Below are 11,562 nucleotides of genomic sequence, written 5' to 3' on the forward strand. Positions count from 1 at the left end.
CCCATTATAGCCACGTGCAAAGGCCTTCCAGTCTTTATTTTTAAGGGCATTCACCAGACCATTCCCTTGAATGTATCGACACATAGCATCTAATTGCGAGGCTTCATCTTTATACATGGCATTGATGAATACCTGAAGCGTTGCATACCCTAATACCTTCCAGTGATAACCCATCACCTGCCCAATACCCCAGCTGGCAGATTCCAGTGCTGATGAGCGATGATACTGCGCCGCGGCATTCAATCGACCGTGCTGGGCTGAGTACAAACCGTAGCTGCCTGCACTTTTACTGCATAGATCCGGCCGCTTAATCATCATTTGATCAGAAATTTTTGATTGACCATTCTGCAGTAGCCGCTGTCGCATGATATGGCGCTCGAATAGAATCACAGGAGTATTATCTGCATTAAAGCCTGTGCCCTTGCATTCGACTTCGATCACAGCTTTAAGCGCAGCGGCTTCAATGCCGAGCGCCCGAGCTTGTGACTGAATCTGATCTTCAGTCAATTTTTTCATGTTCTTCTCCATGCAATTCTGGCTGCTGTTTCAAACGCGCCAGCACCATCGCAACGCCAACAAAACAGCCAATCCATTCGCCAACATTTTCAGGAATCTTGTTTTTCAGCTCCTGAGGAATGACATTCCAAACACTTAAAAACTGCTCCGAAAGTAAAATCAGGGCATAAAAAAAGGCGCTTGCTGCGCCTACTTGTACTGACTTGAGCTTCCAAGCCTGTTTCCAATCATCGATTAATTTCATCTCACTTTCCTTTAGACATAAAAAAACCGCCGAAATGGCGGTATAAATGGATTTGTTGTGTCACGCTAAGCAATTGACCATAGGTGATAATATTCTTGAATCTCTGAATTTAAAAACTCATCATTTTCAGGATCATAATGAAATTGCTTACCTTCCAGAAGTTCTGCATCACCGAAAGATTTAAGGTATTTTTTTAAGAAATTCTTAAATAATTCAACCTTTGCAGGAAATATACTTTCGCCATCCCATAAAATTGCATTCATCAATAAGACCTACTTAAAAATACCAAGTGCAAATATTATTGCCAATTAGTACCATATTCAATAGATATTGTGATTAATATCACATATTTTTTGTAACCTTATTAATCCAAGTCATTCTTTGCATTTTTAAGTTCTTTCACAACTTCAACAATCGTTTTTCCTTCCTGCTTGTTGATGAAGTTAAACGTCCACCGCACAACGGCCCACCCCGGCAGCCCGCACACAAAGAAGAAACCGCCCAAGGCAATCATCCCCCATATATCCGTCACCCACTCATGCAGGCCCCATTTCACGATAATGAATGCACCGCCGGTGAGGCTTGAGACGACTGTGCAAATCAAACCCACGGCCCATTCCTGCGGCGAACGCGGCAGGCGCATCATGATGACAACTGTGGCAACCAAGCAGATGGCCAGTGTGACAGCCACTGCAGCACCATAAAACTTTAAAAATGCGGCAAAACCGCTTGTAGAGACTGGCTCCATTAATTTCCCCTATTTTTTGACAATAAAAAAGCACCCGAAGGTGCTATGCTGTTATTTAAATAAGCTCACTAATAAAATAAATTACATAAAATGACAGTAACCATTACTTTTCTCCTTAAAGCTACATATAAGTTGATAATAAAATATAAATAAACTCGGACTCATGAAACTATTGCTATGAATAAACTACTAATTTTTAAAACTCTAATTTTAGGATTAGCAATTACTACTCACGCGAATGCATTTGAGGTATATCAGTTTTTACGCTGGGGTAATTACACCACAGCAAATCAAAAGCTTGTCCAAACAAAAAACACTGATGAGTTTAATAATTATTTAAAAACTAAAAACATCAAGCCTATTAAAGTTGTAACTATGGGATTTATATTAAGCAATAATCAAGCAGATCCTAAAAAAATAAAGCGGATTGCTGATGAGTCCAAACTCAATCCTCAGACACCTATTTGCTTTGATATTGAGCCCCCATTTCGTCATGATCCCAAAAGAAATCTTCCAGTCATTCTTGATGCATTAAAGTTCTATCATCAATTTGGAGGGGCCGCACCAATTGGAGTGTATGGAGTATTGCCTCAATTAACTCCTAATGCTTATTTAAGCGCAGATAAAAAAGCATCATTTTCAAAATTAAATGACCAATATGCTGAAATAGCCAACCATGTAAATATCTTATATCCAACTCTTTATTACTATAACTTAACTGATATGAATGTCTGGAATGACAAAGCAAAATTCAATATCAAAGAAGCACAACGGTTTGCGAATCAAAGAAATCTTAAAATCATTCCATTTCTATCAACTAGTAATTGGAAAATATCAAGTCCGGATACTATGCATATTACCCCTCTATCCGAGCAAGATATGTATCATAGCTTGTCATATATAAAAGAATTAGGGGCTGATGGGGTTGTTCTTTGGGAAAAAGCTAAGGCAAAACAAGCGAGTGACAATAAACCAGCTGTATTCGACATTCAAAACAATGCATATAAGGCCATTGTTAAATTTTCCATAGAACAAGCAAAATAAGCACCTAACGACAGTATTTGTATAACAATTTATAGAAAACAGCATCAGCAAGCATTGCGTAGCCAGTCGCGTTTGGATGAACATGATCTGCTACGCCACTTACTGATAGTGTTGATCGTGAATTCAGTAAAAAATCTGCTTTGTTATAGCCAATTTCACTGTTGAATACACAGCCAATTTGCAAGAAGTCAACATTCGTTTTTCTTGCAATCATTGCTTTGTATTCGTCATTGAATTGCTTAATTGATTCAAAAACGTCGCGTTTAGAAATGAATCGATTGCCTGTAAATGATTTGAAATTAATTTCAGGCGATTGATTTAAGCCTAAGCAGATAATATCTGTATTCAGATGTGTTGAACGGATCTTATCAATCAGCAATCCAAGATCTGTGGCTGCTTGTTTAGCTGTTGAGTTGTAAACATCATTCCAGCCAAGCAATATAACAACGGTTAAGTTTGATCCGGTCGCATCTACGCCATTGAATCCGTTTTGGGATAAGTAATAACTCATGTCAAACTGCGATGTTGCTGGATTCCAAAACGCATTCGTTTGTGTTGTAACAGATGCATTATTTAGATAGTGGCTTGCGCGCCAGCCGCCCCGCCCCTCATGCTTTACAACTTTGTCACCTAGGGTGCCGATAAATTCTAAGTTAGTCATTGCAAGCGGTACTGGGCTCAGTTCGGTAGATAAAATTTGAAACCCTATTCCGCTTAAACGGCGGCTGCATTCATTCGGCCACGCGCCTTTGATTCCTGAATTTGCCACACTGTCCGTCAGTGAATCACCTAAGGCGATGATGTAGCGTTTAACTGCAGGGTTTACAGGCGTATCCGTTACAACAACATTGAATGATGCAAGCATTTTTTTTGCATTTAGATCCTCTGTTGTTTGAAGTTGCACGGGTATTGATGCTGCTGTTGTCGGCAAGACTTTACAGACTTTTTGATTAGATTCGGAAATGTTCCAGGCGACATTATCCGTATTACCCACGATTCCGTCAGCATATAGATAAATCGGCTCATTTTTAAGCGCATACACTTCTGCCGGCACAATTGTTGAGTATTGCTTGCTTGTACTTTTAGCCAGCTCAATACCAGTAAATTTGTGCGTGTAGGTTGTCTGTGTTGAAGCGCGAACAAAGCGGGCATTCGCATTTGCAATTGTAAAATTTACATTTGTGACTGCTGACGCATTCGTATAAATCGACTCTAAAAACTTACCTTCTTTATCATATAAGGCAACACTTGAAACAGTAGCCCCGCCGCGGCCGCTATAAGTAAAAACCTGATTTAATTTACATGGGACAAGCGGCGTAGCTGTCCAATTGGCACTCGCAACAAAACCGCCAGTTAAGTTTACATAACCATTCTGAATATCAGCTGCATCAAAGAAATCACTGTTAAAAATATCCAGCGCTTTCACCTGGTCGTTCAGATTCACTGCAGCTTGAGTTTGAATATAAACGGCATAAGCTACAGAGGATGGACTTGCTACAGATACTCGAATAAATTTTACAGCTGGAAATTTACGGCCGATCTTAAGTTTTTCAGCACGATCAATGTTTTGAATATAGCCGAGAAAAACTTTATTCACATCAAAGCAAGCTACTGGGGCTACCGCAGAAGATGTCGCAACTGGATCTGCATCACGAGTCACGATGCTTGTTGCATCTACAGAGATGTAATCAGTAATTCCCCAGCCAGCTAGCGCGACAAATGAGCCGTCCGTTTTTGTTGCATAACCAACAGTCATTCCTCCTGCAACGTTGGTGGGCTTCCCAATATACGGAGTCACATAGTCATCAATAAAAGAGGTTGCTAATGGCTCATACACATAAATCTTTGTCGTGCTGGCTGCTTGAAAGCCTAGACGAACAAATTTCGTTGCCGCATATAAATCTGCAGGATTGATGCTGAACATTGCTGCTGTGTCAACGTAATAACCCAGAAATACTTTATTTTCGTCATAGCATGCAAGTGAGCATCCGCTTGATGTATCACCCACAATCACACCATCCCTTACTATTTTGGTCGTTGATGTGACTGCAATATAATCGGTTGAATACCAGCTTGCATTTGCAACTAATGTCCCTGAAGCCTTTGAAATATAGCCTGTATTTTTTTTATTTGCATAGTCTCTATAGCGGCTTGAATGAGCTGCTTGAGCATATAAAGAGCTAATATTTTCACCAAGTGTGAACACTTTTGCCTGATCCAGTTCGCTTAGACCTGTATCCACCCATGCGCTGCCATTCCAGTACCAAATTTTCTTAGTATCCATGGCCTTTGCGGCTTTTTTGGCTACGGTAGGTACAGATGCTTTTAATTCAGTCTCGGTTGCAAATGGCTCAAAGCCGCCTGTGGCCATAATCTGGTAAACGGCATTTGCTAAAGTCGGGTACTCAACATTAAGTCGAGTTTTGACAATTTCAGTTTTACCGCCACTGATAAACTTCTCAAGCGACACTGTGTTTTCTTGAGCTTCAATCAACTCTTTTTTAGAAATAGGTTTATCGCCCATTGCCTAAACTCCATAAAAAAAGCGCCCAATTAGGCGCCTGCAGTTAAATCTAAATTAAAAAAACTCGTGGTCTTTTTCGTAATAGCGTGGCGTGTAGTTCACACACGTCAATGAATTGGTCATCTTGCCCTGCGGCTTTAGCTCAGTCATCATGAATGCGCTATGCGCCTCATCTTCTGCCTGCATAACGATATATCCCGTTTTTAAATAGCGGTCCTGATCAACAACAAGCGGCTGCACTGGCGCACGCTGCAGAATCACTTCATTGGTCATTGCACCAGGTGCAATTTGGATTGAATCCACTGAGCCGTCTGGCATCTGCAGGTAAATGAAATAAATTTCTCCAGCATTGAACTCAACATCCTGAGACAGCGTCAGCATTAAGCCATCCACCGCTTTGACTTCGCCATCTTGCGTATCGGTCCGAGTTTGATTGGCAACTAAAATTTTGTCATTTCTGCGCAAAATTTCAGACTCATCCAGCGCATCAAACTGGCAGCTGATGTGCTGATGCTTGATCTTGTTCCATTCGCGCCAAGCGCGTGTTTTTGCCTGCGCGTCATTGCGGATGCCGCTGGATTTAATCTCTTTCACGTTTTTAGGTGACTCTGAATCTGATGCGACATATGTAATACGCGCATCATCTTCAGGAGATGTGTACTCAAGCTGCACACCGTCATAGGCATTTTTTACACCCAGTGAAAATGAGCGCTTTTCTGTTTTTGGCACTTTGTTGCGATGATTAAAAAGCAAAACCGCATTTTCTTGCGGCTTCTCAAAATTAATCTGCAGCTTACTGCCGAAGCGGTGCGCTTCACAAAACATAGCACTGGCCAGCATGCCTGCTGTTTCTTCAAAACTCAGGTTTGAATCATCTAGAGTTCCTGAAAACTCAGCTGCCGCAGCACTTCCAAAATATGAAACTGAAGAAGCCTCCATATTCAAAATCTGCTGAGTATCAACTTCATATTGACTGCGGCGGCCAATGAACTCATCCAGCGCGCAATGAATCAAAGCCTGCGCAGCTGACTTGGTTGCAGTTAATGCGCCGGTGCCATTTAACTTCAACATACGCGTCACTAAAAAGTTCAATTTGCGTTCTTTCAGAGATAATGCCCCGTCTGTTCCCAGTGTTTTGCTGCGCACCACGGTCACACCTGGATAAACCAGCTTTGCGCTTTTCTGAATTGCATAAACATCTTTGATTTTGCACAAGTCCTGCGTTTTATCATTCTTGGTCGGTGTAGTCCGGGCAACTCGAAAGCGGACACGACCCACATTATCCAAATCGATTGATTTAGTTCGGCCAAAGGGTGATTTATTGCTAGCACTCATCGGCACGTATTCAGAATATGTCGGCCCAAATGGGGTGTTGTCAGCATCCAAATACTGATACTCAATCAAAACAGTCATGCTGTCCGCCCAAACACCACCTTTGGAGTCCTGGTAAAACAAACCATTCTGAAAGAAAAAGTTGAAGACCAGCTGCTCAGTGCCATCGATTGCAATATTGAACCAGCCGACCCACTGCTCTGAAATACGGTCTAGGCGGATTGACAGCGGCTGCGCTGCAGTGCTGTTATTCGGCTGCAATATCAACTTATCCCAGTCATCATTGACCAGATTTGGATTGTTTAATGTGACTGTATTTGCTGAAACTGCGCTCACGATATACGTGCCATTCAGATTCATTGCGCTGGCATTTTTATTTAAAACAAGCCCGGCATTGACTGTGTAATCTTCTGAAATATAGGCCCAGTTCGGATTCGTCTGTGATGCACTGGACAGATGAATTTCATATTTAAATCCGCCTGCAACTGCAGTTTTGGCCACTGTCGAAACAGCATACTGTCCAGATAAATCCCGATAGTTCGTCACGTATGTTGGCTCAGTCTCGGGCGGTACAGGCAGAATTTCTGAAATAACAGGAATCAATGCTGCCGTCACTTGCACGCCTTTAAATGCTTCAGCTACCTCAATATCAGTTGCAGAAGCAACAACAAGCACGCGAGTGCTTTTAAACGTCACTGCGCCTGATAAATTCACATCATCAACAGCAAATTCAGCACCGTACACTCCAATGCTATCGTTCACAGCAAACATAGAAATAAGGTTATACGCCGGGTTGCTGGTTTTGATTAAATTCGGATATTCAAAATAGATACTGTCTGATTCAAGCTTCTGATCATTCGGCATATTCAATGTCTGGCCATTGATTGACTTTGACTTAAACGCTAAGGTCGGCGGCTCCGCAAAGTCTTCACCAATTTTAAATTTTGGTGTACCGATGATACTGATACTAGGATCAAAGACCGAAACGCTCGCGCCCTGGATATCTTGCACCAATGTTAAGTCGTCGCGGCAGTCATGGATCTGATAATAGCCGCGGCCGATTACCATAAGGTTTTCTTCAATCTCGCGGTCATATTCATCATAGTAAGTATATGAAGGCGCAATCAGATCTGGCGTCGATCGCAAGGTGCCAAAAATATCCGGCACTCGGCCGTTCATGCGTGCGCGGTTCTGACGTTCAGCCAAATCGTTATTGGCAGACTGCGCAGCGCTGACCTGCGGCTTTGGCATTGTCATGTACGTATATACACTGAATGCTAAAGTAATCGCAGCAACAATCAGGTATGCGATAGTGAATGGGTCATATACAGGCCAGACAACCACGTAGATATCACCATCAAGCACCTGCAGCTGCTGAATTGCCAATTCACTTGCGGGCGTTACATCGTTCGAATGTGAAACAGCTTTGTGATAAATGCGGGCATTTTCTGGAAACACTTCAAATTGTGTTGCCAAATATTTGCAGACATCTTCAACTTCTGCAGAAGTCCAAGTATTTTTATCAAATGGATCTCTGCGTATATGGACACGCTTCATTTATAAAATCTCACTTCTTTAAAAGTCGTCATCAGCAGATCCAGAGGTGCATATTGCGCACCGCGAAACCCCAAATGCAAAATGCGGCCATCAATAAAAAGCCCGACATGGGTCGGGCTGTTATCATTCCTATAGTAGAAGGCAATGCAAGGAGATTCTGGCGTATCAATTGGAACAAATGTACCAGTACCGTTTAAAAAGTCCTGCATGCGCTCAGTGAGATTTTCATCAGCAATGTGCTGCCAAGCTTCACATGCAAATTCATAACATGTATATCCAGGCTGATAGGTTTTACTTAGCAAATGATCAAAATTCACAGCAAAGCCCTCAGCATAGGATAATCTTCAATTGAATACACAAGCCCTGTTTTAACATCATTCAAACCTTCGGCTTTTGCATCAAAGGTCACAATGCCAAAACTGTCATTATTGACACTGATTACTTGCAGCATTTCCAGCACAATCATCGGCATACTTAAATCATCATCACGATATGCGCGATATTTGAAAGTTGCCGGCAGTGTGTAATCTGCAGATTCAATTTCAAATTTCAGCTCATCTTTATAATCTGCAAAAGTGATCTGAACTGTTTGATCTAAATCGGCAGTGACATTTGAACGGTTTAATTCAAAGACTTCATGCGTGTACTGATAGTCCAATCCATCTTCATGCTTGACTAAAATACCATCGCGCACGTTACGCACAAAACGGAATACTTTAGAAAAGCTTGGGTGGCTGATTTCAATACAGTCAATACGCAAAAGACCGCCCTTTGCGTTGAGAAAAAATGAAGTGTAATCAGACATTCAAATCCTCCAAAGCATCGGACAAGTCTTCATTCACCAGCTTTTCCAGCGGATCAAAAATATCAGATGCATTACTATTGCCAAGCATCACAATCGCATCATCCGTCGCGTCATTCCGCGGTTTTGCAGTGACTTCGAGTGTTGCTGAAACTGTATAAATCAGACCGTTTTTAGAATCTAAGCGGAAACCGCCATTTCTAAAAAAGCATTCATACTCATCCAGATCAGCATCATCAATAATAAGATTCGCTAAAAATGGCTGTGATGGATTACGTTGCCAGACATTAAAAAAGGCCATCATGTACTGATAGCCTTTTTTACTGACAACCCAAGTTGAATTGACGTAATGCACATTGTTTTTTGAATCTACACGATAGCGGGATGGCCCGCCTTCAAGCTCTTGAACAATGACATTGGTGCCAAAATCAACTGTATAGCCGGACTGCTGGACGCAATATGCCAGCTTATTCAGTTCTGTCATATTTGCCCCTAGCGTCTTTGTGCTACATTAAAATTTCGCTTCATGGCTGAACTTGTTTCACTATTTGAATTTGATAGCTGTTCGTTTAAATACTCACCAGTAATTTTACGAATGCGCACATCAAGACTACCATCAGCATTTGTAGATACATCTGCTGTTGATCCAGGTAATGTGTAAATATTAACTTTCGGCGCTACAGTTACTTGCTTGGTCACCGCTTGATTCGCTTGCACAGCATCTACAGTTCCCATGCCAATACGGTATGTATCTTGAGGCGTGACAAGTCCGCCGTCCGAATACCCTTTAGGCGGCTGAGATGTACGCATTGCTTCAACAACATTCACACCACCCCAACGCTTAATATCCTCTTGCGACCATACTACTTCGCCTTTATGAACAATGCCGGCTGGATCAAACTTGCCACCGATACCGGTGAAGCCGCCTGTTGCGAAACCTGACATCGAGACATTCTTAATACTCGCAGCCTGAACCACCTGCAATGCAGCTGCGGCAGCACCGATTGCTGGGGCAATGTATGGACCAACATAAGGAGTGCCCACCACAGCATCATAGGCTTTTGAGTATGCTGCAGGAATATTCAGCATAGCTTGGGCAACCGCAAATGCCTTCTGGGCTGCAAACAGCACAGCATAAGTTTTTGAATTTTCGTCTACCAATTCAGCAAAGCCACCAAACATACCTTCTATATAACTTGCAGTTGATTTTGCCTGCAACTGCAACTTGGCACTTTGATATTCCTCCTCATTTATCAGATCGTTTTCACGAGCTTTTTGAAGCACTTCAAATTGCTGGATTAATGGATTTTCCTCAAAGCCCATTACCCCCATATATTCTTGAGTTAGAGATTTGGTTAAATCCGTCTCTTCTTTCTTTTGATTAAATTGAGAGGCAGATAATCTTCGAACTTTTTCATCATCTGAGATGTTGGCTGTCTTAGCGATTTCCTCACGTTCAAGTCGATAGCGCTCCTGCATAGCCTGCATTTCAGTCATCATGGCTTGTTCGGCTTGGAAGATGCGCTGTTCTTTGGCGAGTTTAATTAGGCCAAGTTCGTGGAGATACTCCTCATCAAGATACTTGACGGCTTGATCACGCTGGCCTTTGGATAATTCGATGTCGCGTGCTGCATAAAACTTTTTCTGATCAAAGCTGTCTTTAAGCAACTCATCTTCGGTTTTCTTGAATGATGAATACTCATCCAACTTTGTTTTAAGTGCATATTCAGCAATAGCAATATCATTGTCAGCACGTGATTGATATTCGGCTTTTAATTCCTTGGTACGCTCAGGAGAAAAACCGGCTTTATCAATATCAATCAGCTTGTCTTTTAAATTTTCTCGAATTCGCGTGACTTCAGTGGCTACCTCTAATTCCAACGCCTTGCGCGAATTGGCTTGTTCTTCTAAAAGTTTTGCAGACTCTTCAAGCATGCGATTAAAGTCTTTGGCTGTAATATCACCAGCAGAATAGCCATTTGATCCTGCCATATAGCCTTGATATTTTTTCCAATAATCATTGTTATATTTCCCAATATTGGTGCCTTTCAGAACATTACCTTCGCCAGCATGGTATGCGCGAACCGCCTTTTCTAGGTCTCCTTTGAATAACTTCAACAGATACGCCATATGTTTTCCAGCGCCTTCAGCAGATTGGCCTAGATCTGTACGGTCATGTACTCCGTATTGTTTTGCTGTGCCAGATAGAAACTGAAAACCACCAGTTGCTCCAGTTGAATTATTAACTTGATTTGTTTTCCCGGTATTTCCCGTTTCGATGGCGTGAAGTGCTGATAATGTACCTTTAGGCAAGTTGTATTTGGACTCAATTCCGCCAAAGTTGAATTTAGCAGCATTGGCCTGTACAGCCGCACTCGCCTGAATGACTTTCTGCTGTTTGCTAAGCTCGTTTGTATTCTCTTTCAAAACCTTGTTTCTGGCTTCAATTACCGAGTTGTTTTGCTGCTCAATGTTACTAATTTTTAAGAGATACTGTACTTGCTCTGAAGTTATCGATTTACCTTCTTTTTGGAGTTTGAGTGCATGCTCAGTGATCAAATTGATTTGATCCGCACTGTATCCCTGTGCAAGCATGGCCTTTGTTAGATTTGCGCTAAATTCTCGGTCAAATACAGACTTCTTGAAGTCTGATTGTGCTTGAGCTGCTGCCAGTGCGGCGGTTTTATTTTCTTTAAGGGCTTTAGTATTCCCATCAACACCGAATACAGCGGTTTGCGCTTTTCTGCCAGACAATTCGACTTCCACACCAAATAAATTTAATTTCGACTTGGTAT

At 41.9% G+C, this 11,562-nt stretch carries 11 protein-coding genes; 1 reads left to right on the forward strand and 10 read right to left on the reverse strand.

Annotation, left to right across the window (positions count from 1 at the left end; translation table 11 throughout):
- The 4 genes from JZ784_RS17230 to JZ784_RS17245 form a co-directional block, all read right to left on the reverse strand.
- The coding region (locus tag JZ784_RS17230) for an N-acetylmuramidase family protein (RefSeq protein WP_346315745.1) at positions 1-516 on the reverse strand (516 nt) is incomplete at its 3' end.
- Positions 500-760: a hypothetical protein gene (locus JZ784_RS17235; RefSeq protein ID WP_346315746.1), complete on the reverse strand. Its 261-nt coding sequence runs from the start codon at positions 758-760 to the stop codon at positions 500-502. The genes JZ784_RS17230 and JZ784_RS17235, both read right to left, overlap by 17 nt.
- A 65-nt stretch (positions 761-825) precedes the next feature.
- Positions 826-1,023, reverse strand: a complete 198-nt coding sequence (locus tag JZ784_RS17240) for a hypothetical protein (RefSeq protein ID WP_346315747.1) — start codon at positions 1,021-1,023, stop codon at positions 826-828.
- A gap of 101 nt (positions 1,024-1,124) precedes the next feature.
- Complete coding sequence (locus tag JZ784_RS17245; protein ID WP_346315748.1) at positions 1,125-1,508, reverse strand: hypothetical protein; 384 nt, start codon at positions 1,506-1,508, stop codon at positions 1,125-1,127.
- 177 nt (positions 1,509-1,685) lie between these two features.
- Here JZ784_RS17245 and JZ784_RS17250 point away from each other — a divergent pair, with 177 nt between their 5' ends.
- Positions 1,686-2,552, forward strand: coding sequence for a hypothetical protein (locus JZ784_RS17250; protein WP_346315749.1), 867 nt, complete (start codon positions 1,686-1,688; stop codon positions 2,550-2,552).
- 4 nt (positions 2,553-2,556) lie between these two features.
- On the opposite strand, the gene JZ784_RS17255 is transcribed toward JZ784_RS17250, so the two are convergent.
- The 6 genes from JZ784_RS17255 to JZ784_RS17280 all read right to left on the reverse strand — a co-directional run.
- Complete coding sequence (locus JZ784_RS17255; RefSeq protein ID WP_346315750.1) at positions 2,557-5,076, reverse strand: GDSL-type esterase/lipase family protein; 2,520 nt, start codon at positions 5,074-5,076, stop codon at positions 2,557-2,559.
- 54 nt (positions 5,077-5,130) lie between these two features.
- Positions 5,131-7,965 carry a host specificity factor TipJ family phage tail protein gene (locus JZ784_RS17260; protein ID WP_346315751.1) on the reverse strand — a complete coding sequence of 945 codons (2,835 nt, stop codon included), beginning with the start codon at positions 7,963-7,965 and terminating at the stop codon, positions 5,131-5,133.
- Positions 7,962-8,282 carry a hypothetical protein gene (locus JZ784_RS17265; protein WP_346315752.1) on the reverse strand — a complete coding sequence of 107 codons (321 nt, stop codon included), beginning with the start codon at positions 8,280-8,282 and terminating at the stop codon, positions 7,962-7,964. Before JZ784_RS17265 ends, JZ784_RS17260 begins: the two co-directional genes overlap by 4 nt.
- Positions 8,279-8,770: a hypothetical protein gene (locus JZ784_RS17270; protein ID WP_346315753.1), complete on the reverse strand. Its 492-nt coding sequence runs from the start codon at positions 8,768-8,770 to the stop codon at positions 8,279-8,281. The genes JZ784_RS17265 and JZ784_RS17270 overlap by 4 nt, the downstream gene beginning before the upstream one ends.
- Positions 8,763-9,251 (reverse strand): hypothetical protein, encoded by a 489-nt coding sequence (locus JZ784_RS17275; protein WP_346315754.1) that lies wholly within the window; start codon positions 9,249-9,251, stop codon positions 8,763-8,765. The genes JZ784_RS17270 and JZ784_RS17275 overlap by 8 nt, the downstream gene beginning before the upstream one ends.
- 8 nt (positions 9,252-9,259) lie before the next feature.
- Positions 9,260-11,562: transglycosylase SLT domain-containing protein (locus tag JZ784_RS17280; protein ID WP_346315755.1), on the reverse strand; the 2,303-nt coding region annotated here is incomplete at its 5' end.

This window comes from Acinetobacter sp. CWB-B33 (genome assembly GCF_039655955.1).
GTDB classification, from domain to species: Bacteria; Pseudomonadota; Gammaproteobacteria; order Pseudomonadales; family Moraxellaceae; genus Acinetobacter; species Acinetobacter bouvetii.

Coding starts and splice junctions, on each gene's coding strand:
- JZ784_RS17235 (WP_346315746.1), bottom strand. CDS start 760: ATGAAATTAATCGATGATTGGAAACAGGCTTGGAAGCTCAAGTCAGTA.
- JZ784_RS17240 (WP_346315747.1), bottom strand. CDS start 1,023: ATGAATGCAATTTTATGGGATGGCGAAAGTATATTTCCTGCAAAGGTT.
- JZ784_RS17245 (WP_346315748.1), bottom strand. CDS start 1,508: ATGGAGCCAGTCTCTACAAGCGGTTTTGCCGCATTTTTAAAGTTTTAT.
- JZ784_RS17250 (WP_346315749.1), top strand. CDS start 1,686: ATGAATAAACTACTAATTTTTAAAACTCTAATTTTAGGATTAGCAATT.
- JZ784_RS17255 (WP_346315750.1), bottom strand. CDS start 5,076: ATGGGCGATAAACCTATTTCTAAAAAAGAGTTGATTGAAGCTCAAGAA.
- JZ784_RS17260 (WP_346315751.1), bottom strand. CDS start 7,965: ATGAAGCGTGTCCATATACGCAGAGATCCATTTGATAAAAATACTTGG.
- JZ784_RS17270 (WP_346315753.1), bottom strand. CDS start 8,770: ATGTCTGATTACACTTCATTTTTTCTCAACGCAAAGGGCGGTCTTTTG.
- JZ784_RS17275 (WP_346315754.1), bottom strand. CDS start 9,251: ATGACAGAACTGAATAAGCTGGCATATTGCGTCCAGCAGTCCGGCTAT.